This window comes from Peribacillus sp. NPDC076916 (assembly GCF_050269675.1).
Lineage (GTDB): Bacteria > Bacillota > Bacilli > Bacillales > DSM-1321 > Peribacillus > Peribacillus aracenensis.
Window position 1 is genome coordinate 63,424 of sequence record NZ_JBNNIU010000010.1, and the last position, 22,639, is coordinate 86,062.

Sequence of the window (22,639 nt, forward strand, 5' to 3'; positions counted from 1 at the left end):
TCTTCTATAAGCTAACTTTCATTGAGTTAGCTTTTCTCTGATACAGTTCCGTTTTTTGATATGGGAGCATTTTTGCCTAATATAACAGAAAAGACAACAATCACTGCTGTTACAAGAGTGAAAATTGTAATGGATTCATCTAGAAATACTGTTGCAAATAGAATCATCAAAAATGGTTGTAAATATTGAATCTGACTAACTCTTGCTATCCCGCCCAAAGCCATTCCGCTATACCAAGCAACATATGCTAAAAATTGACTAACCACTGCGAGATAAATAAAACTAATCCAAGCTTGTATTGGGGCATGAAGCATTTCAGTTGTCAGATTCAGCCCAACTGGAATAATGAAAAATGGAGCACCGATCATAATTGCCCATGCAATCACTTGCCAGCTACCTAATTCTTTCGCTAATTCTCCCCCTTCTGCGTAACTAAGTCCCAGAATGATCACTGCTGCCAGTAAAGCTAAATCGGCAAATTGCAATTGGCCGAATCCAAGATGAAGGGCATACATAATTACCGCTAAAGAGCTGATCATACTAGAAATCCAGAATTTGAGAGATGGGAATTCACCTGCCCTAAATATAGCAAATCCGGCTGTCGCTAACGGTAACAGAGCTAATTCCACAGCTCCATGAGAAACAGGTAAGGATTCCATTGCCCAAGAAGTGAGGAGAGGAAATCCTAAAACTGCACCAAAAGCAACAATCAGTAGGCGTTTGAATTGGTGAAGAGAGGGTAGCTTTTCCTTTCGAACAATTAGTACAACGGCTACTAAAATAGCGGCTACAACTGTTCTTCCTAAACCAACGATCGTAGTCCCAAAATATTCTACTGCAATACTTGTAGAAGGGAGTGTTAAGCTAAAACAAATGACCCCCACTAATCCCAAAAATAATCCGAATTTTTCTCTTGTTACTCCCCGCATCTTCTCTAGCCCCCCATTTATACTTTCTACCTATCTGTACCGTTTTTTTACTTATCTTATAAACAGTTTTGATATAATTAACATACTATGATTCCATTCAATAAAAATAAACCATTTTTTTACCTATCTGTCCTGGTACAGTTGGAGGGGGGCATTAAATGAATTCAAAATATATAAAGATAATCGAAGACATTAAGCTTCGATTAGAAGATGGTTCGCTAATTGCAGGCAGTAAACTGCCTTCTGTTCGTCAGTTATCTGAGTATTTTTCATGTAGCAAAAATACGGTCATTAAAGCATACGTAGAACTTGAAAAAGAGCATTTAATTTATTCTGTTCCTAAAAGCGGCTACTATGTTGTGAATGAATACCAAAAAGCGCCGGAAGAAAATGAGGTAATTGATTTTTTGTCTGCCGGTCCAGATAAAAATGTTATGCCTTATGTGGAATTTCAACATTGTATAAATCAAGCAATTGAACATTATAAAGAAGAGCTTTTTACATACTCTGATCAACAAGGTCTTTACTTACTACGAGTACAGTTGGTGAAATATCTGCAAAATTTACAGGTTTTCACTCAACCAGAAAGATTAGTCGTTGTATCTGGCTCCCAGCAAGCACTTAATTTATTGGTTTCTATGCCATTTCCAAATGGGAAAAACAATATTCTAATTGAACAGCCTACTTATTTCGGATTCATTGAGTCAATCAATCTGCATCAAACTACTACTTTTGGAATTGAATTATCAATGGAAGGGATTGATCTTGATCGTCTGGAATACATTTTTCGAAATAATGATATAAAATTTTTCTATATTATCCCGAGATTTCACAATCCACTAGGACATTGTTATACGAATAGCGAAAAGAAAAAAATCGTGGAGTTAGCTGAAAAATACGATGTATATATAGTGGAGGATGATATATTAGGAGACCTTGATCCAAATCCAAAATCAGATCCATTATTTTCTTTTGATCCTTCTGGGAGAGTGATCTATATTAAAAGCCTTTCGAAAATTTTTCTCCCTGGGTTAAGGATTGGTACTGTCGTTCTTCCTGAATTAATGATTAACAATTTCATACGATATAAATTCAGTTCGGATTTTAATAGTTCAGCTCTTTCTCAAGGTGCGCTGGAAATCTATTTAAAAAGCGGTATGTTTAATAGCCATCTCAAAAAAGTTAAAGAGCTATATAAGACTAAAATGCAAATCCTTCAAGAAGCATGTCAATTATTTCTGCCGGCCAATACTTCTTTTTCAAAACCGACTTCCGGATTCTATCTTTCCATCAGTTTGCCCGAAAATGTGAAAGCAAAACAGGTGGTCCATATGCTAAGCGAGCAGTATATATATGTTGATGATGCATCAAGGATGTTTTTAGCAGAATATAAAAAAGAAAATCTCGTTCGATTGTGCATCTCACAAGTGAACGAGAGTCAAATTAAACTAGGGGTAGAGCGATTGGCTCACTGTATTGCTTTAATTGACAGTAGAAAAAAACATGTTACTCCAAATAACTTCTTACTCATATAGTATGGGTAAGTTTTTATAGAGGTCAGCATCTGAGGATTATAAGGATTTCCAAGCATTTATCAAAACGGTTGAGTATGGAAATTGAGCAATGTTCTATTTGAATCATCATGATATGTTTTCTGTGAAGTTATCCTAATAATCCTGCAATAATATACTATATACCAATTGATTTTAAGATGAAATATAAGGGTTACTTGAAAGGGGTATTCCTTATGAATATTACATCATTTAATTTACTGTTGTATTGTTTTAAAAGCGTATATGGAATAACGGCGTTTGCATATATGTCACATTTAAAATGAAAAGGGGTAAATATTCCAGCATTTTAAATGATTCCACACTAACATTATCACGGCTATCTAAACTGAAAAACTTTAAGAAATATAATGACGGCAATCGTGTAATTCTATACGATTAAATTAGGATAAAAATAAAAGGGGGAATAAAGTTGTCTTTAAGCGTAGGGGATATTATTACATTTGAACGGACTTTCACTAAAGAGGATGTTGAATTGTTCACAAAAGTATCATGGGATGAGGGGAATCACCATATTACTCCCGATGAACAGGGAAGACTTGTTATTCAAGGGTTGTTGACTGCTTGTTTACCAACAAAAGTTGGTGGAGAAAACAATGTACTGGCTCGTACTATGAATTTTGAGTTCATTAAACCAGTTTTTACAGGAGATACAATAGTATGTGAAGTAACGATCGAAAAATTTGAAAAGAAAGATAATGGTAGAATATCTATTTTGGCAACTTTCCTATGCACAAATCAGAATGCGGAACATGTATTAAGAGGAAGCTTTGCGGGAGTAATATTATAAACTAATATATATAGAACTGCTTCTATAGCCTCTAACCCGCCGATAGCGGAAAGAAAAGATCATTCGTTACGAGGGTGCTTGTGGCTTTTAATGAGTTTTAGTAATTTTAAAGCATCCTGTCGAGGATGTTTTTTCATTGGAATAAATACACAATGATAAAGACTGTGATGTTAATCCTGTAGAATGATAACAAAGTCATATAAATAAAGCTGTTTAAAAATTAGCTTGTTTATATGGAGAGGTTCTGATATGATTGTTTGATAAATTTTTTAAGGGGTTTAGAGAGGGTGAGTCAATTGACTAAAAACCTTAGACAATTGAAAAATGTTTCGGTGTTCCAAACGCTTCTAACTTAGAAAAATAATTTAGAAGCGAGGAATAATTATATGAAAAATCAAAGATTCTTTAATATATCATTTCTTTTTTTATTTATAAGCAACTTTTTAGTTTTTATTGGGTTTGAAATGTTGCTGCCTATTTTGCCTGCCTATTTGTTAAGCATGAATGCATCTTCCATTCAGGTAGGTCTAGTCACATCATTATTTACGATAGGTGCTGTTTTAATCAGGCCTTTTGTAGGTTACTATTTAATTGATAACCAGAGGAAAAGTCTGGCCACTTGTGCAAGTGCAGCTTTAATGATCATTACAATACTATATCCGTATCTTAATATTATATGGCTTATTCTATTGTTACGGCTTTTCCATGGTGCTGCTTGGGGGGGATCAACCACAGCTAATAGCACAATAGTAGTGGATTTGATTCCTAAGACACGCTTAGGAGAAGGGATAGGTTATTTTTCTATATCCACAACGGTCGGGGCTATCGTTGCACCGAGTATAGGTATCCTTATCTATGACTCTTTTTCCTTCGATATTTTGATATGGTCATCAGCAGTACTGAGCTTATTGGCGGTAATTGCGCTTCAATTTGTATATTCACCTACTAATGTAAAGCGTAAGAAGAAACCATTTCGCTTTTTGGATATGATTTTTGAAAAAGACGTATGGTTCCCAGCATTACTTACCGTTATTACAACACTAGGTTTTGGGGCTATCATTACATTCTTGGTTCTTTTTGGTAAACAAAAGGGAGTAAATCATATTTTTCTATTCTTCCTTATCAATGCAACTGTATCAACTTTACTACGGCCGTTTACAGGAAAATGGTATGACAAAAAAGGACCTTGGTCTATTATCATTATCTCAGCTATGTTAGGATTTTTGTCACTTTTTATCCTGTCTTATACGACAAATGATATTCAACTTATCATTGCGGCGATTTTATTTGGGGCAGGTTATGGCACTGTTATGCCATGTTTACAAACGTGGACTGTTCAAAAAGTAAGAGAAGAAAAAAGGGGTGCAGCCAACGCAACCTTTTTTTCCAGCTTTGACGTTGGTGTTGGAATTAGCGCATTTGTATTAGGCATTTTAGCTGAATGGATTAGTTTAGAGATGATCTTCAGGTTTGTTAGTCTAAGTTTTATTGTTGTTGCAGTTTTAGTCTATAAGGATTATATAAATAAAAGTAAGGCATAAATAAATCGATCTAAAACAAATCCACCTCTATTTTAATAGAGGTGGATTTGTTTGCTGGAATTATAATTTCAATAAGGCTAACTGGGATGCATCTAGTTCCACTCGTAAGCATATAAGGGATGTATTAAAAAGGCAGCTAATGACCTAGTCAGCAGGACAAGTGTTAAAAATCAACGATTCTTTTTTGACCGATTCTACAGTAATTTTCTTGCCAGCAGAAGTGCTTTGATTTACGAATCTCAGCTTCAAAGCTCATATCAAATTTCCCAGGTGCGAAGTTTAAGTTATAATAGTTAAAAACATCCGTCTATATAAGATGGATGATGTAAGCTTCTTGATAAAACATAAAAAGGATTGGTGAATAAGAATGGCAATAGTTGATGTAACGGTTATTCCTGTTGGTACACAAACTCCAAGTGTCAGCAGTTATGTGGCAGATATTCAAAGAGTATTAAAGCAATATGAAGAAAAGGGAGAAATCCGTTTTCAACTGACTCCCATGAATACAATCATTGAAGGCGACCTGCCTAAGTTGTTTGAAGTGATCCAAGCGATGCACGAAGTACCTTTTGAAAAAGGTCTTGCTAGAGTTTGTACGAATATCCGAATCGATGACCGTCGTGATAAAGAACGCAAAATGGAAGACAAAGTAAAGCGAGTGAAGGGCATGCTTGAGGAATAGTGAAATGTATAAAATGGCATAAGGTCAAGAAAATAGTTCAATTATACAAACACCTCGATTTTCGTCGATATAGTGCCGTCGGAGATATATCTTGAATTTCGCAGATATATTGTGTTTTTTCGGAGAAATAGTTCTGTTCTTCTGAGATTCTTCCCTAGTTTTGTGTGATTTTCAATTAATGTAAATTTATTGGTGGCTTTGAAGCCTTGGTATTACTGATTTCTCAGTTCCCAAGGCTTTTTTTATTTGAAAGGGAGATTTCATACATTTGCATACTATATTTTGCATAGGTGATTAGGTCGTGATAAAAATAAGGTTCCAAAAAAGATATTAACAGTTGTCTAGATAATTTATAAACGTTCGCCATAAAGTTCTTTTTCTTCATTCGGATGAAAAAGAGTGAATCCTTTTGAACAAAAAACAAACCTTCTATCTATCTCGAATCCAGCCTTGTTCAAAATTTCAACAGTTCCGTTCGCACCAGTGCCAGCATACCCGCAACTACAACCGGATAGGTGTAGCTCATTTCCTTTTTTGTCTATAAGGATGAGATCACTATCGAGCAAAAGATTGTCTTTATTCATTTCTTTAACAATTTTTGCAATTTTAAAACGGTCAAAATGATCTTTAACTGCTTCGAATAACTCAATACTTTTATTGGTAATACCGCGGTCTTCACCATAATCTTTTATGACGAATACATCCCGATTGTATGGTTTCTTATATAGATTGTACTTTTGGTAAGTGACGTCATTAATTTTATAAATAAGTGGACTATTACTTTCCAGTTTTTGATTAAACATTATACCCCTCCTAAAAAGTTAGTTTATTAATTTTATTAGGAGAAAAAGAGATTAGTACCAAGAACGTGTTAAGAGGGCAAAAATTTTTCATTTTTGATTCTCGTTTAATTAATATGGATGGAGCTGGTAGGAGGAAGTGAAATGGTGAAGGCAAATTAAAAAGCACCAAAATAGGTGCTTCCTAGTTATATATCTTCTTAAAGTAATGAACAAACATAATGTTCATGATAATTTCGACTATAGCATTAATGCTTACATCGATAATATTAGTTTCCTCAAGTGAATGATAAGGGGCAAATAAGACAATATAAATAGAGCCAAGGATAGTTAAAAGTATGGTCCATAAGCTGTTACGTATAAATAGTGGAATCATTAAGCCAAAAAAGGGCAAGAAGAAATCTAATTCCTTCCTACTTCTCTTCTTATAAATACCGACTAAAAGATAGATTGCAATCACATTGATAATAATAAATAAAATTAGATCAGTAACATCATATACATTCCTAGATGAAGGGTTATAAACTCCAGGCAGTGAAAACACTGTAAAAGTAACCAGTACCCAAAAAGTTATACTGTATCCTTTCTTTTGTTTGCCAGTTATTGTTCCTTCCTGTAAAGCTATTACGAGTTTGTTAATATTCCAAATAAACATAGTTGTCTCCTTTTGTAGATTATCAGACTAATTATAGAGCAGGGTCTACGTAAAAACCATCATTATTAAAATCCCCTTTCCATATTCATTACATCCTTCGAAACATAAAAAAACCGGATAATTCAAATTTATACTATTGCTCTTTTTTATTAACTGGAGTGGAGTAGTTTTGTTCACTTTTAAGAAGCTTGTTATGCCCGATACTAACAGAAAGCAGTTTTATTAAATAAGAAAGTCATGATCCAAAGAATATGACAACCCATCATTGTCATACCCTTTAGAAAAAGATAAGGGTGTGACAATGCTGAGTAAGAAGAAAAACAACCAAATCGTTATTTATGTAGTAAAAGGCTCAACAATTAAAAGGTTTTTAATCCTAGATCTAATTATTGGATCAGGAATTTTTTATGTGGTCAAATTCATTTCTTCAAGCTTATTAATAGCGAGTGCGAGCAGTTTTATTGGAACAGAAGGAATTAAAAAGGCACCGAAGGTTCTAAAAAATGCAATTGGATTAATAAACTAAAGACTAATTCATTCCACAAAATGGAGTGTTGTTTAACAAGAAGTAAAAGGAGAATGATATTATAAACGCCCGATATGTATTCTCCTTTTTATTCATTTGTGGTAGGATTGTAGGCTTCGTATTGTAAGTCCTTATCTTGAGATAGTAAACTTACAATAACTTTTTCGATAGCTGGCTTTTGTTAATAACCTACATAATGCTGTCCTGGTGTCGACGTAATTGATTTACTACCCTGGCTCACTTTGATTCGGACTTTGGAAAAGCTGCTGAGACGGCTCTATAAATTCCAAAGAATGCGTGGGATTCTGCTGATAAGAAGCAGGTAAAGTGAAGCTCAAAATAAATCAATAACCTAATTAAGCTGTAACAAACGTATACATCTAAATGATTCATTTTCATCAGGGGGGAATTATGACAAATCCTCATAAAGTGAAACCCTATTTATTGACTCGTATTTTGCTGCCGGAAAATCAGGAGACACCGATTCAATTCATCAATAATGATAGTATGGAAAACCATTTATTTTATAGAAGGAACCACTTTTCTTATCCGCCTCTTTCTTATTCAAACTATTGGCTACCTATAAATGATTTAGTATCCGCTCTTTTATTCCTGTCCATGCAAGACATTCTTCAATACCCATCTAAAACGCTGGAAGTTGTCCTTGAATGCTCGGGAAACAAGCGTAATCTATTCGAGACTAAAATATTTGGAGAACAATGGGGAAAGGGAGCTATTAGCCAAGGTAGGTGGAAAGATGTACCATTAGGACTAGGGTAAAAGAAGTTGTCGTGGAGGGTTATGATTATGGAAATAGGACCCATCTAGATGAGGCTTACACCTACACCAGGAGTTTGCCTGTCGAGAAAGCACTGCATCCGGATACCATTATTGCATATGAGTATAATAATCGGCGAATTCCATTTAATAATGGTTATCCACTGAGGTTAATAGTTCCGTAGTGGTCTTTGAATTTAATTTAAGGAAAAGAATAATTAAAAGTAAACGTCGGCCAAAGAGTTGCTCGTTTCCTGTATAAATAAAATCCTTCATTGGATATCCGTGAAATAAAATGAGAAAAGTCGTTCTGGGATTTAGCCAAATAACGGTTTTGTGATTCAGAGAAAGACCCTTCCAAAAGAGTTATGGAGGGTTATTTGGCATGGCCAAAAAAGTACTGAAAAAGGAAATGCATCTTATTTAGGTTGGGATGGGTGGTTGCCATTTGGTGTTTTTTCTTTTAGTCAAGGGAAAGTCTTGGACCACAGTTGTTACTGTAGTTTTTTTAGTAACTGTAATGGATTTCTAATGCTTTGTTAAAGAGAGCTAACTTTCAAAATATTAATTGACGGTTATTCGTAGAAATATTATGATAATTCTATTAACGACTATTTAGCGACGTGTCATTCGTTTTTAAATAGTCATCAAAATTAATCACAAAGGGGATGCTTTATGAAAAAAGAAATGTCATTCGGTGTTGCAATAATACCGCTCTTCGTCATGATCGTAATGATGGCAATTACGGTGGTCTGGCTGGAACAGGGTCCGCATATTCCACTTATTGTAGGCACATCAGCTGCGGCTATTGTTGCTTGGAGTTCAGGTTATAAGTGGAACGAAATAGAAGAGTCTATGTACAAGGGAATACGTCTCGCCCTGCCAGCAGTCGTCATCATTATTCTAGTAGGGATGACAATCGGGGCTTGGATGGGCGGAGGAATTGTTGCCACCATGATATATTATGGTCTTAAAATCCTCACTCCTTCATTTTTTCTTGTTAGCATCTCCGTTATTTGTGCAGTGGTATCATTGGCAATCGGCAGTTCTTGGTCAACGATGGGGACAATCGGTGTTGCTGGGATGGGGATTGGTCTAAGTATGGGAATACCAGCACCAATGATTGCGGGGGCTATTATTTCAGGCTCATATTTTGGTGACAAAATGTCACCGCTTTCAGATACGACCAATCTTGCATCCGGCCTTACAGGGACAGATTTATTCGTACATATTCGCCATATGCTTTACACGACGATTCCAGGATTTATCATTGCCTTGGTTATATACGCCATTCTTGGGAAGGATTTTGGTAAAGGAGATATGAATACTGAGAATATTGAACAAACGATGCGTGTATTGCAGGATAGCTTTGTCATTTCTCCGTTTCTATTGATCATTCCGTTAATCGTCATTATTTTAGTTGCTAAAAAAGTTCCAGCCATTCCGGCGTTGATTATAGGGGTGCTGCTCGGCTTCTTATCACAAATTTTCATTCAAGGAGGCAACATGGCTGATGCAATAGCAGCATTGCAAAGCGGCTTCGTGATTGATACGGGCAATAATATGGTCGACAAGCTGTTTAACGGCGGCGGATTGGATTCAATGATGTACACCGTGTCCATGACGATTGTTGCAATGACATTTGGTGGAATCCTTGAAAACACAGGCATGCTTCAAGCAATCGTAAAGCAAATATTAAGATTCGCAAAAACATCGAGAAGCGTCGTTGCGTCAACAGTTTTATCATGTTTTGCGACGAATGTAACATGCTCAGAACAATATATTTCCATCGTCATTCCTTCACGTATGTATGTAAAAGCTTACCGAGATAAAGGACTTCACTCGAAGAACCTTTCCCGTGCACTTGAGGATGGAGGAACATTGACTTCAGTATTTGTTCCTTGGAATACTTGCGGAGTATTTATCCTTGCAACACTTGGTGTGCATGCATTCGATTATGCACCATATGCGATTCTGAATTTTATCATCCCAGTTATTTCTATCATTTATGCGATGACTGGCTTTACCATTACGAAATTGACAGAAGCCGAAATTCAGAATATCAAGAAAGAAGAGGAAGCAACTTTACATATATGAAAAACTTGCCAAATTTAAATATGACCTGCAATAAAGCAAGAGACCTTAGCGAAGAAAGGTTCCTTCCAAAAGAACCTTTCTTTACATTTAAATCTAGTATACTGGCAAATTAAGTTCATAAACAGCTCTGGGCCGTCCCTTCGAATAGGTCATTTCTTCGCCGACGATGGTGACATGCCCATGATCGGATAGCTTTTTTAAAATTCTTTCTGTAGTACGGCGGGTCACCTGTAAATAATCCTCTAGTTCAGCAGCCGTGAATTGGACGGATTGGCGGGAATGACTGAACTGGATGATTTTAGATATGTTTGCAGGACTCAATTTTGTCTGTTTGGCAACCTGAAGTAGTTCGGGATGATCGTTTTTCAAGCGTTGCTGTTTTGTTTGCTGTGGAAACGGTCCAAGCAAATCTTTGTCTTCCGTGAGAATGTATCCGCATTTGTACTCACTATGTTTTTCAGCAAATCCGAGGGCAATCTTTGCATGACGATCGGCATCCATAATGGTTGAACCATATCCGAAACCAACTTTACTCTTCTTCTTGAATTTGTCAAAAAAATAATTCAGGCCGTTTTTCTTTATTAACGATTCGATTTCACCACGAGTGCTGTACAGGATGAAGTGGAAGTCTTCAAGAAGCTGGACCGAGGCTTGTATTTCATGTGCTAAACCATCTACCAGTTCATGAGCGTTCACTTCATCCGATATGACATAGCAAACGGCAATCTGTGAAGATCTGCTTTTAATTAGTTCTGTATTGGCTTTAATATCCTGCAGCGCATTAAAGATGGAGCTTCGAGGATCAACCATGCGCATGGCAGGTACCCCAATAAGTTGCAGTTGATCAAATACAGAATGGATGCTTGTTAATGCAAGATCAATGAAACCCTTCTTCCAAAGTTCATGATGGTAAGAAGTGATCAGTGAAATATCAAATGAGTCATTCAGCATCTCCTGATAATCCATGATATAACTCGGGTCCATCTCGATTTCGAGGTCAGTTAATACGTTTTTTACGATCAAGGCGTTACTAACATCGATGGAAATTCGATGTGGAGAGATTTTTTTATGATAAAGCACGGATAGTATGGAAGAAGCGACCGACATTTCATCTTGTTCTAAATAAAAAGAAGGAATCGGAAGGTGCTCATGATATTTTTTTGAAAAGTAGTATGGCAACGCCCCGGAGAACAATACAGCATCACACGGCTTGAGTTTCTTAACAAGGATACCTGCCTCAGTAGGTTTCTCATATACATAGGCGTCGAAATCAATTCCAGCAATTTCGGATGTGATGGATTCAATTCTTTCGATAAATTCAGTGGAACCAATGACAGCAATTCTTGTATTCATTGTTAACCTCCAAGTGAAACAGCTAATGTATTAAATAACGGATTATTAACGACAACTATATCAAACTCGTACAATCTTGTGAATCGAAAGGGAGTAATAGAAATGAAAATTACAGCGATCCACCTATATGCAATCCATCTGCCTCTTAAAGAGCCCTTTGTGGTTAGTTACCATACTTACGAATTTATGCCATCGATCATTGTCAAAATTGAGACGGATGAAGGATTTGTTGGGTACGGGGAAGGTGTGGCAGACGAACATGTGACTGGTGAGATTCTGGAAGGGACCTACCAGGTGTTGAAAAATACGTTGGGACCCATACTGTTAGGCAAGAATCCATTTGAAATCGAAAGGCTTCATGATTTGATGGACAAAGCGATTTATGGAGCTCCTACAGCTAAGGCGGCCATTGACATTGCTTGCTTTGATATCATGGGAAAGAAGCTGGGGCAGCCAGTCTACCAGCTAATCGGGGGACGTTATCATGATGAGTTTCCAATTACCCATGTCTTAAGTATAGCTCCTCCTGAAAAAATGGCCGAAGAAGCGGCAGTTATGGTCGAGCAGGGCTATCAGTCATTTAAAATGAAGGTTGGCACCAATGTCAGTGAAGATGTGGCACGCATACAAGCTGTCCGCGACCGTGTAGGTGATAGTATCGCTATACGTGCAGATGTTAATCAAGGATGGCGGAACAGTGCGGTAACTCTTGTAGCGATTGATCAATTGCTTGAATGCCAGCTTGATTGGCTTGAACAACCGGTAGCTGCCGATGACATCGATGGGATGGTTGAAATAAAATCGAAGTCTACGATTCCGCTGATGATTGATGAGGGATTGAAGGGTACACGGGAAATGCGCGAAATTATCCAGAAACGAGCAGCTGATAAATTGAATATTAAACTGATGAAATGCGGTGGTATATATCCGGCAATAAAGCTAGCCCACCAAGCAGAGCTTGCTGGGTTAGAATGTCAGATTGGCTCAATGGTAGAATCATCCATTGGTTCTGCAGCTGGCTTCCATGTTGCATTTTCAAAAAAGGTGATCACAAGCGTGGAACTCACTGGTCCATTGAAATTCTCCAAGGATGTAGGGAATCTTTATTATGATGTCCCATATATTAGGTTGAATGAAAAACCAGGATTAGGTGTAGAGATAAATGAAGAAACGCTAGTTGAATTAACAGTTTTTCAGGATGTCATCCAATAAAAGGGGGAGCAACTTTGGAATTGATTTATGAGGGTACCATCAGTAAGGATAAAAATCATAAACGCTATGAGGTCAGAAAATTAGTGTTGGAGGATTTAACCGATATTTTACAAGTTCAAGAACAGGTCGTTCACCATTTGACCGATAAAGGTGTACTTCAACCGCTTACTAAGGAAGAGTTTCAATATATTCTAGAAGGAAATGGGCTCATGATTGGAGCGTTCGTTGGTGAGGAACTCATTGCATTCCGGGCGTTGCTGGCTCCGCCTATTGATGAGGAACATCTAGGGGGAGATTTTGGAATGATGGAATACGAGCTGTCGGAAGTGATTTATCAGGAAATTTCAAACGTACTGCCTGCATACAGGGGAAACAAACTGCAACAAACACTTGCAACGTTGATCATGAAGGAGTTGAACAAGCAGGAGTCGCCTTACCGATATGTATGCTGTACAGTTGCGCCTTTTAACATTCCCAGTTTAAAAGATAAATTTGCCCAAGGAATGGAAATTGTGGCGTTAAAAGAGAAATATGGCGGGCAATTGCGTTATATATTTGTCAAGGAATTGTCTGAAGTGGACGCATCTCCATGGCAGGAAATCCAGATCATTGAGATGAATGATATAGCATCCCAGCAAGGAATTATCGCAAATGGTTGGCGTGGATTTAAAATGGAAGAACAGGAAGGAAAACAGTTAGTCTTTTATGGTAGTAGGCATACGATTTAAATTTTAAAGATGTTTATCCTTGCAGTACTGGCATGATCGTAAGTGGTTTTGCCATGCCGGAAATGCTGATGGAGATAGATGTTGAAATTATGATTGCTGAAAGAAGCAATGAAAATTAATAGGTTAACGCTTTCAGCAAACCCATGAAACGTAAAGGTTTGCGTTTTATGCCTGTAATGGATGTACCCCCTAGGGGGAAGGCCCATATGCTGAAAGTATGTAATTTAATTGTTATGAAAATTTTAGGATTATCATGCTTTAATAAAATTTATTGGGCATACGATATTAATAATTCTATTATCTGGAGGTACAGAAGAGAGGGGATTTAATCCCCTCTTTTTGTAATTGGTATATTAATAGGAAGAAATACGTCATTGTTAGCAGAAAAAGATGTATATGCGGTTAAAAAGCTTGTTACAAAGTAATCAAAGTAGAAATTTCCCATACTGGAAAAAATAACTTCATTGTTTAATTATTGTTATTGAATTATAATTTGTTAGAAACATATGAAATGTTATGAATAGGAGAAAAGTATGAAAAAACTGTGGACCATTTTAGTTTCATTTACTTTGTTAATTAGCTTATTCCCGCAATTAGCATGGGCAGCACCAAAGAAAAATTTTGAGCAAGAACTCACAAAGTATTTAAAAGAGGTAAGCCTTGTCAGGGGTTTTGAAGTGACGAAGGATGATATTGAAACGTCTCTTTCTTTTTACGATGAGAGTATTGAAAACTTTGAATCCATTGATGATCTTAAAGATGCCTTGGGCGAAGTTATTAAAGCAGATTTAAGTAATTTAGATGCCATTTATGAAGATTATAATTTAACTAATGAGAGTCTAAATAAACTATTGCATGAAAATGGCGAAGAACTAGACGATTATATCTTTATCTGGGATCTCGATGAAGCTGTTTATTTCTATGCAGAAGAGGGCGATTTTGAACGAGATCCAAACTTTGACAAAGAATTTGTCAATTATTTAGCAAAGGTTAGCAAGGTAAGAGGCTTCGAAGTAACAAAAGAAGATATCGAAGCGGCATTGGAACTCTATGATTTTAGCACGGAAGAATTCGAATCTGTCGAAGAGCTTAGCGAATTCTTAGGTGACGTCATAAAGGCAGACCTAAGCAACTTAGATTATTTTAATAAGAATTATGGATTGGATAAACAAGCGTTGCTTCAATTGTTGGAAGAAAATGGTGAAAATATTAACGATTATATTTACATAGATGATCTTGAAGAAACTGTTTGGAACCTTACTGGTGGGGGGATAGATGGTGAAGTTGCCGAAGATCTCCTTCCTATTTTCGAGGAAGAACTCGGTTTAACGGAAGAGGAACTACAACGGCTTGAAGACCACTTAATGTCTCTGGAAGAGCATCTTTCCAATCCGGAAACAGTCAAGCAACTTGAAAAATTGGGCAACCGCATGATGGCTTTCGAGGAATTTGATGTAGCAACCGAGCTTACAGCTGAACAGATAGCTGAAATGGCATCAATCTATGAAGAATTACTTTCCATCTTTAAGCTTAAGGTATCCTATTCCCTTGTGAAAAGTGGCTCGGAATCACCTGTATCCCTTTTGGATTTAATGAAACTGGAAGAACTGAAAGGTGCTAACCTGAAAATATCGATATACTCTATTGACGGAAAGTTCTTGGCTGATCTTTTAATAACAGGTGATATGGTAGACTCTGACACTATTACTAATGCAGGCGGACAAATAAAGGAATCTGCTAAAGAGGTACAAAAGACCATTGAAAAGGCACCAGTTGCTAAACCAGTAAAACAAAAAATCAGCACTAATGCTAAATCGGAACATCAAACTGTAAAAGGTGCTAAACTACCAAATACCGCTTCAGATTATATCCCTAATGCCCTTTTAGGACTATGCATTGTCTTGTTCGGGAGCTTGATGTATCGAAAAATCAGGAAAGCTTAATATGAAACAATTAAAGAAAAGGCGGTTGCTTCTGCTTTCTTGTACAATTGCCATCATTTTATTAGGGGTTTGGTTTTCCACATCCAATATGTATAAGTTTGCAAAAGGTTACTTTCTTTACAAGACTCATACTCCAAGTAGCCAAGTGAATGAAACTGTACAGAAACCACCCAGCAGTGAGCCAATAAGTAAAAAAACAACAAAGAAAGAGCTATATCCTGTCCGCCCTGAAACGGGTGAAGAAATCGGGGAACTGTATATACCCAAACTAAAAGCCAAACTCCCTATTTTTCATGGCACAAACGAGGATGAATTGGAAAAAGGCGTTGGTCACTTTGCAGGAAGTGTACTACCAGGTGAAAATGACAATTCCGTTCTTTCCGGCCATAGAGATACGGTATTCCGTAAACTCGGGCAAGTTGGCGAAGGAGATTTGTTGATTGTAAGAACATCGGCAGGAGAGTTCACATACAAAGTCAACAAAGTTCGAATTGTGGATGAGGATGACCGAACCGTAATCGTACCAAAGCCACGGGCAACGCTAACCGTCAGTACCTGTTATCCCTTTGATTATATCGGGGCGGCACCTGAACGCTATATACTTGTCGCTTATTTGTCTTCAAAAAAAGTAAGTTAATAAGCAACTTTTTATGTTCTAAAAAAAGAGTTCCGATAAGGTAAACCTTATCGGGACTCTTTTAATTTCCAATTCTTCATATGAGACGAGTTTGTAGCCAATTTATTATATTGTTAAGCTATCTTTATTGCTCAAAGTACCAGATGAAACGGATTTTAATATTTTATGATGGTAAATATAAGAGCCGGCTATCAATATATATCCGATGATGAAAAGCAGCCATCCACTGGCAGGGTCGCCCACTGATATGCTTGAATACATAGCACCCGTCAAATCAAATACAAAACCGGCATAAGCCCATTCCTTAATTCTCGGAAAACCTGGAATGAGTATTGCCACGACACCTAATAATTTGGCTATACCAATAAAGGGCAGGAGGTAGGTAGGATAGCCTAAATGATTAAATAAAGCGACTGCATCGGGAACAGACATTATATCCGGAATAGAACCCAAAACCATTAGTGCCACTAAAAGTCCTGTGAAAATCCAATATATAATTTTTATTTTTTTCATTTATACTCATTCCCTCCCTTAAGTTGACAGTTTAATCATATTCCAATTTCCTTTTTTTAATACATCCTATATTATTGAACCTCAATGTCGTAACGCGATTCTTTAATAAGCATCACGCCACAACTGTAGGCAAACCCGAAGAAAAACGAGTTTGCCTGCAGTGTTTTCTAAAATAATATTCAGTTGATTTCAGAAATCCGCTCCATTTCCAATGCCAATAGCAGTGGTGGTACTTCTTATTCGTCTGTTGAAGAATGGAAGAAATTATATCCCTTCTTATGTTTTAGACGGATATAGAGAAGGGATGAACTGTGTATTGAGCCAAACGATTTAAAACAAATTGTTTTATCTTAGAACCTAACTCATTTAATACAATGATCTTTTCTGGATGTAGGGACGAAAAAAACAAGAGAGGCCTTACTCTAGGTAGAGAAAGACCTCTCCCGTTACCTTAGGAAAGATATTCAGACATCTATCATCAATACTCTGATATAAATTAGCTTGTAGAAACATTTAAAAAATGTTCGATCACAATTGAAACAGCTCCTAATGCAGGTGCATTTCTTCCTAATGAAGAGGGCAATAGTTCACACGTACTTTCCAAATGAGAATATACCCTAGAAGAAACCTCATTCTTGATGGTATTTAACACAATCGGGTGAGATTCGATAATGCTATTTCTCAGAATAATAGCCTGTGCGTCAAATGTATTGAGAATATTAGTCAAGCCAATACTGACGTAGAAGCCAAAGTTCTGGAGTGCATTTAAGACGGCTACATCATTTTTATTTGCGCGCTCAACAATTTCTTTTCGTAACATGTTCTTTTCGCCTAAAGAAAAAGAATCCAGTAATGCTTTTTCTGAAGCATATAATTCCCAACAGCCTCGGTTCCCACATCTGCATTTGGGACCGTTAAAATCTATCGTCATATGACCCATTTCTCCTGAAAAGCCATTTACTCCTTTATATAATTCATTATTAATAATAATCCCGACTCCAATTCCTACGTTAATACTGATGTAAATGATGTTTTCATAGTTTTTAGTAACCCCAAATACTTTTTCACCGCATGCGCCTGCATTAGCCTCATTTTCAACAAAAACAGGTACATTGAACTCGCTTTGAATTAAGAGTTGCAAATCTTCAATATACCATTCCAAGTTGGGCATAAAAATAATTTTTTGATTGCCATCCACAAAACCTGGTACACAAATACCTATTCCCACCAAACCGTAAGGAGAATCGGGCATATGAATTATAAAATCATGAATAAGTGCAATCAGAATTTCCTTCACTTCACCAGCTGAAGGACTAGACAAGTCAGAAGCCTTCTCAAGGATAATGTTGCCTTCTAAATCGGTTAGAATTCCATTAAGGTAATCAACACCTATATCGATGCCTACTGAATAGCCTGCATTTTTATTAAAAACTAGCATCACAGGTCTTCTGCCACCTCTAGATTGTCCTGCTCCAATTTCAAAAATAAAATCTTTTTCAAGTAATGTATTTACTTGGGAAGAAACAGTAGATTTATTTAACCCCGTGATCTCAGAAAGGGTTGCTCTAGAGATTGGTGAGTTTTTTAAAATTTCATTTAATATCAACTTTTGATTCATTTTCTTTACTAAAGCTTGATCTGCTATCGGAATGATAATCGCTCCTTTGTTTTACCATTGAACTAAGTGTTGTTTTATCTTTTATAAAATCCAATCTAGAAATAGTATATTTCATATTATAACTGAATTTTATAAAAAAAAATATTGAAGTAATTATTTATTTTGTATATCATGATATAAAGTTAGTTTATTGCCACAACAAACTTTCTTACGCGGTATTTTTAATAATATTAATTAGGGAAGTTTTTCACTATTAAAGGGGGAAGTAGCACATGATTCAAACTGATACTAATAAAATTACTTATTTTGAAAGCGTAAACAAAGTTTCTTATGAGGGGAAAAATTCTAAAAATCCTTTTGCTTTTAAATACTACAACCCAGAAGAAATAGTAGGCGGTAAAACAATGAAGGAACAACTACGTTTCTCTGTTGCTTACTGGCATACATTTACAGCTGATGGGACAGATCCTTTTGGTGCAGCTACGATGCAAAGATCATGGAATAAATATGATGGAATGGACTTAGCAAAAGCTAGAGTAGAGGCAGCTTTTCAACTTTTTGAAAAATTAGACGTTCCTTTCTTTGCGTTTCATGACCGAGACATCGCTCCTGAAGGAAACACATTAAAAGAAACAAATAAAAATCTTGATGTAATCGTTAGCATGATTCAAGAGTATATGAAAACAAGTAACGTAAAGTTATTGTGGAACACAGCTAATATGTTTACAAATTCTCGCTTCGTTCACGGTGCAGCTACTTCTTGTAATGCAGATGTATTTGCTTATGCAGCAGCTCAAGTAAAGAAAGGGCTCGAAACGGCAAAGGAATTAGGAGCAGAAAACTATGTGTTCTGGGGCGGTCGTGAAGGTTATGAAACACTGCTCAATACAAATTTAAAGTTAGAGTTAGATAACTTGGCTAGATTTATGCATATGGCTGTGGATTATGCTAAGGAAATTGGATATACAGGTCTATTCTTAATTGAGCCAAAACCAAAGGAACCAACAACGCATCAGTATGATACCGATGCAGCTACGACCATTTCGTTCCTAAGACAATACGGGTTAGATAAACATTTTAAACTAAACCTTGAAGCTAACCATGCTACTCTAGCTGGGCATACGTTTGAACATGAATTACGCGTAGCCAGAGTTCAGGGCTTCTTAGGATCAGTGGATGCAAACCAAGGTGATCCTCTTTTAGGATGGGATACCGATGAGTTCCCAACAGATTTATATTCTACAACTTTAGCAATGTATGAGATCCTGCAAAATGGAGGATTAGGTAGTGGAGGATTAAATTTTGATGCTAAAGTACGCAGAGGTTCCTTTGAACAAGAAGATTTAGTTTATGCTCATGTGGCAGGGATGGATGCGTTCGCTAGAGGTTTAAAAGTGGCTCATAAATTATTAGAAGATCGTGTTCTTGAAAACATCATTGATGAACGCTACAGCAGTTTCAAAGAAGGAATTGGTCTTGAGATTGTTGAAGGAAGAGCCAACTTCCATACACTAGAGCAGTATGCATTACAAAATACAAACATTACGAATAAGTCAGGAAGACAGGAACGATTAAAAGCCATCTTAAATCAATATATTTTAGAAGTTTAATGGATAAAAGAGAGTGGAAATAATTTCTGCTCTCTTTTATAAAAGTGGAGGAATCAAGATGAAATATATAATCGGAATTGATCTAGGAACGAGCGCTGTCAAAACTGTTTTAGTTAATACAAATGGTGAGATCTGTGCAGAAGCTTCTAAAAATTACCCTCTTCTGCATGAAAAAACAGGATATAGTGAACAAAATCCTGAGGAGTGGATTCAGCAGACTGCTCGTGCTTTAAATGAGTTAATCTCCAAATCCGATGTAAGACCAGAAGATATAGAAGGAATTAGTTATTCTGGACAAATGCACGGTCTAGTACTGTTGGATAAGAATCATAATCTTTTACGTCATTCAATTTTATGGAACGATACAAGGACGACAGCACAATGTAATCAGCTATATGAAATGATTGGAGAAAAGCGACTTTTAGAAATAACAAAAAATCAAGCTTTGGAAGGGTTTACACTACCTAAGCTGCTATGGGTTAAAGAGCATGAGCCAGAGATATTTGATCAAACAGCTGTATTTATGTTGCCTAAAGACTATTTACGCTTCAAAATGACTGGCTTTATTCATAGTGAATATTCAGATGCTGCCGGTACATTATTGTTGGACGTGAGTGAGAAGAAATGGAGCGAAGAGATTTGCCGATTAGTGGGAATTGATATCAGCATTTGCCCATCGCTAGTGGAATCTAGTGAATGCGTGGGAACAATTAATGAAGAATTCTCTCAAAAATCTGGGCTAGCATTATCGACTAAGGTATTTGCGGGTGGAGCTGATAATGCTTGTGGAGCTATTGGAGCTGGCATTCTATCATCGGGAGAAACGTTATGCAGCATCGGAACATCTGGTGTCGTACTTTCTTATGAGGAGCGAAATGATCGAGACTTTGGTGGGAAAGTGCATTATTTCAATCATGGAAAAGAAAATGCTTTTTATACGATGGGAGTTACATTATCTGCTGGCTACAGTTTAAGTTGGTTTAGAGATAATTTTGCTGAAAATGAGTCATTTGAAGAATTACTGGCTGATATAAACAATGTTCCAATTGGCTCAAATGGGCTTTTATTTACTCCATACTTAGTTGGGGAACGAACGCCACATGCAGATGCTACTATACGTGGAAGCTTTATAGGGATGGATGCTTCCCATAAAAGGAGTGATTTTACAAGGGCAGTTATTGAAGGAATAACCTTCTCATTAAATGAATCGATTGAAATTTTTCGGGAAACTGGAAAAGAAATTACGTCTATTGTATCAATTGGCGGGGGAGCAAAAAATGATAGTTGGCTTCAGATTCAAGCAGACGTTTTTAACACAAAAATTATAAAGCTATCTACTGAGCAAGGACCGGCGCTAGGGGCAGCCATGTTAGCCGCTAATGGTTGTGGGTGGTACAACTCATTAGAAGAATGCGCAGATTCATTCATTGCTACTTCAAAAACATATCATCCTAAATTAGAAAATGTTCCAGTGTATAAACAACTTTATGCTCTATATAAAGAGGTATATTCCCAAACAAAAGACTTAAGTAAAAAGCTGAATCAATTTAGCAGAAAATAATAGGTTGCATTCGAGTCATGCATCCCTTTCTTCGAAAAGGAGATTAACATGAAAATAGAAGAGGGAATATTCGGTGAAATAAATGGAGAAGTGGTAAAGTCTTATTCAATCATGAACAATCAAAACATAAAAGTAACCTGTATTGATTTTGGATGTACGATTACTAGAATCGATGTACCAGACAAAGAAGGAAATATAGAAAATATCGTGTTAGGGTTTGATTCTGTAGAAGATTATTTACATTATTCTCCTTATTTTGGTGCAGTAATCGGTCGAGTGGCAGGGAGAGTTAATCCACCAAGCGTTGATATAGAAGGGGTTACCTACCGGCTTCCTGAGAATGAAGGGGGAACTCATTTACATGGTGGACCTGATGGATTCCATAACGTGGTCTTGAAGTCTTCTACTAGTGAGAGTGTAGATGAGGCTAGTGTGACATTTACTTATATGAGTCCTGATGGAGAAGCTGGTTATCCTGGAAATCTTGAGGTAAGTGTCGTTTATACTCTCACTAATAATAATGAGCTTATAATCACCTATCATGGTATTTCAGATAAAAATACGTTGTTAAATTTAACCAATCATACTTACTTTAATCTGAGTGGCAATTTAAAAGAAGATATCTTACAGCATGAATTAACTATGAAAAGTGATAAGTTTTTAGAGCTTGATCCGTCCTTACTCCCTACAGGCAATTTAATAGACGCTGAACATACACCTTTTGATTTTAGAAAAGGAAAGCGAATTATTGAAGGAGCAAATTCCACACATCAACAAAATGAAATAGTAGGAAATGGGTATGACCATCCATTCTTATTAAGCGAAAATCATCAAAAAGAAATTTGTTTGGTTAATCCTTCTAACGGACGGAAAATGATAGTGGAGACAGATGAGCCATATGTTGTTTTATATACGGGAAATATGCTAGAAGATACTTTTCGAATTAGAGGAATTCCTTGTCAAAAACATCTTGGCTTATGCCTTGAGACTCAACATCCGCCTAATGCCATTCATAATCAGCAATTACCTTCTATTTTATTAGAAAAAGATAAAGAGTATCATTCTAAAACTCGTTTTACTTTTACCGTCGATTAAA

19 protein-coding genes and 1 pseudogene are annotated in these 22,639 nt (G+C 36.5%); 14 read left to right on the forward strand and 6 right to left on the reverse strand.

Annotated elements, in window-relative coordinates; genetic code table 11:
- Positions 1 to 26: 26 nt before the first annotated feature.
- Positions 27 to 929: a DMT family transporter gene (locus tag ACQKFG_RS22060; RefSeq protein ID WP_427562879.1), complete on the reverse strand. Its 903-nt coding sequence runs from the start codon at positions 927 to 929 to the stop codon at positions 27 to 29.
- A 158-nt stretch (positions 930 to 1,087) separates the two neighbouring features.
- Here ACQKFG_RS22060 and ACQKFG_RS22065 point away from each other — a divergent pair, with 158 nt between their 5' ends.
- The 4 genes from ACQKFG_RS22065 to ACQKFG_RS22080 all read left to right on the forward strand — a co-directional run bounded on the left by ACQKFG_RS22065 (position 1,088) and on the right by ACQKFG_RS22080 (position 5,513).
- Entirely contained in the window at positions 1,088 to 2,464 is a 1,377-nt protein-coding gene (locus tag ACQKFG_RS22065) for a PLP-dependent aminotransferase family protein (protein ID WP_427562882.1), read from the forward strand.
- Positions 2,465 to 2,912: 448 nt separating this feature from the next.
- A complete protein-coding gene (locus tag ACQKFG_RS22070; RefSeq protein WP_427562885.1) occupies positions 2,913 to 3,290 on the forward strand; it encodes an FAS1-like dehydratase domain-containing protein in 378 nt (125 codons plus the stop codon).
- A gap of 386 nt (positions 3,291 to 3,676) precedes the next feature.
- Positions 3,677 to 4,831, forward strand: coding sequence for an MFS transporter (locus ACQKFG_RS22075; protein ID WP_427562888.1), 1,155 nt, complete (start codon positions 3,677 to 3,679; stop codon positions 4,829 to 4,831).
- A gap of 367 nt (positions 4,832 to 5,198) precedes the next feature.
- Entirely contained in the window at positions 5,199 to 5,513 is a 315-nt protein-coding gene (locus ACQKFG_RS22080; RefSeq protein WP_192204175.1) for an MTH1187 family thiamine-binding protein, read from the forward strand.
- 350 nt (positions 5,514 to 5,863) lie between these two features.
- Here ACQKFG_RS22080 and ACQKFG_RS22085 read toward each other — a convergent pair whose 3' ends face one another.
- Positions 5,864 to 6,316, reverse strand: a complete 453-nt coding sequence (locus tag ACQKFG_RS22085; RefSeq protein ID WP_349729998.1) for a hypothetical protein — start codon at positions 6,314 to 6,316, stop codon at positions 5,864 to 5,866.
- Between the two features lie 181 nt (positions 6,317 to 6,497).
- Positions 6,498 to 6,968 (reverse strand): hypothetical protein, encoded by a 471-nt coding sequence (locus tag ACQKFG_RS22090; protein WP_349729997.1) that lies wholly within the window; start codon positions 6,966 to 6,968, stop codon positions 6,498 to 6,500.
- A 301-nt stretch (positions 6,969 to 7,269) separates the two neighbouring features.
- Between ACQKFG_RS22090 and ACQKFG_RS22095 the strand changes: the two genes are divergently transcribed.
- The 3 genes and pseudogenes from ACQKFG_RS22095 (at position 7,270) to nhaC (ending at position 10,368) form a co-directional block, all read left to right on the forward strand.
- Complete coding sequence (locus ACQKFG_RS22095) at positions 7,270 to 7,494, forward strand: hypothetical protein (RefSeq protein WP_427562894.1); 225 nt, start codon at positions 7,270 to 7,272, stop codon at positions 7,492 to 7,494.
- A 507-nt stretch (positions 7,495 to 8,001) separates the two neighbouring features.
- Positions 8,002 to 8,456, forward strand: a pseudogene (locus ACQKFG_RS22100) (molybdopterin-dependent oxidoreductase).
- A gap of 490 nt (positions 8,457 to 8,946) precedes the next feature.
- Positions 8,947 to 10,368, forward strand: coding sequence for a Na+/H+ antiporter NhaC (gene nhaC, locus ACQKFG_RS22105; RefSeq protein WP_427562897.1), 1,422 nt, complete (start codon positions 8,947 to 8,949; stop codon positions 10,366 to 10,368).
- Positions 10,369 to 10,461: 93 nt separating this feature from the next.
- On the opposite strand, the gene ACQKFG_RS22110 is transcribed toward nhaC, so the two are convergent.
- Entirely contained in the window at positions 10,462 to 11,721 is a 1,260-nt protein-coding gene (locus tag ACQKFG_RS22110) for a transcriptional regulator (protein WP_427562900.1), read from the reverse strand.
- A gap of 102 nt (positions 11,722 to 11,823) precedes the next feature.
- Between ACQKFG_RS22110 and ACQKFG_RS22115 the strand changes: the two genes are divergently transcribed.
- From ACQKFG_RS22115 to ACQKFG_RS22130, 4 genes are all read left to right on the forward strand, one after another.
- The gene (locus tag ACQKFG_RS22115; protein WP_342615408.1) at positions 11,824 to 12,933 is read left to right on the forward strand and encodes a mandelate racemase/muconate lactonizing enzyme family protein; all 1,110 of its coding nucleotides are present in this window, start codon (positions 11,824 to 11,826) and stop codon (positions 12,931 to 12,933) included.
- A gap of 14 nt (positions 12,934 to 12,947) precedes the next feature.
- On the forward strand, positions 12,948 to 13,661 hold the full coding sequence (locus ACQKFG_RS22120; RefSeq protein WP_427562904.1) for a GNAT family N-acetyltransferase: 714 nt from the start codon (positions 12,948 to 12,950) through the stop codon (positions 13,659 to 13,661).
- 533 nt (positions 13,662 to 14,194) lie between these two features.
- On the forward strand, positions 14,195 to 15,604 hold the full coding sequence (locus ACQKFG_RS22125; protein ID WP_427562907.1) for a processed acidic surface protein: 1,410 nt from the start codon (positions 14,195 to 14,197) through the stop codon (positions 15,602 to 15,604).
- A gap of 1 nt (position 15,605) precedes the next feature.
- A complete protein-coding gene (locus ACQKFG_RS22130) occupies positions 15,606 to 16,241 on the forward strand; it encodes a class D sortase (RefSeq protein ID WP_349729979.1) in 636 nt (211 codons plus the stop codon).
- Between the two features lie 105 nt (positions 16,242 to 16,346).
- On the opposite strand, the gene ACQKFG_RS22135 is transcribed toward ACQKFG_RS22130, so the two are convergent.
- Positions 16,347 to 16,754 carry a DoxX family protein gene (locus ACQKFG_RS22135; protein ID WP_192204184.1) on the reverse strand — a complete coding sequence of 136 codons (408 nt, stop codon included), beginning with the start codon at positions 16,752 to 16,754 and terminating at the stop codon, positions 16,347 to 16,349.
- A 496-nt stretch (positions 16,755 to 17,250) separates the two neighbouring features.
- Positions 17,251 to 18,405, reverse strand: a complete 1,155-nt coding sequence (gene xylR, locus ACQKFG_RS22140) for a transcriptional repressor XylR (protein ID WP_427563071.1) — start codon at positions 18,403 to 18,405, stop codon at positions 17,251 to 17,253.
- Between the two features lie 239 nt (positions 18,406 to 18,644).
- Here xylR and xylA point away from each other — a divergent pair, with 239 nt between their 5' ends.
- From xylA to ACQKFG_RS22155, 3 genes are read left to right on the forward strand one after another with little or no spacing between them, the layout of a single operon-like run.
- Positions 18,645 to 19,982, forward strand: coding sequence for a xylose isomerase (xylA, locus tag ACQKFG_RS22145; RefSeq protein WP_427562910.1), 1,338 nt, complete (start codon positions 18,645 to 18,647; stop codon positions 19,980 to 19,982).
- 58 nt (positions 19,983 to 20,040) lie between these two features.
- Positions 20,041 to 21,543, forward strand: coding sequence for a xylulokinase (xylB, locus tag ACQKFG_RS22150; RefSeq protein WP_427562913.1), 1,503 nt, complete (start codon positions 20,041 to 20,043; stop codon positions 21,541 to 21,543).
- A 48-nt stretch (positions 21,544 to 21,591) separates the two neighbouring features.
- Entirely contained in the window at positions 21,592 to 22,638 is a 1,047-nt protein-coding gene (locus ACQKFG_RS22155; protein WP_427562916.1) for an aldose epimerase family protein, read from the forward strand.
- Position 22,639: the final 1 nt, after the last annotated feature.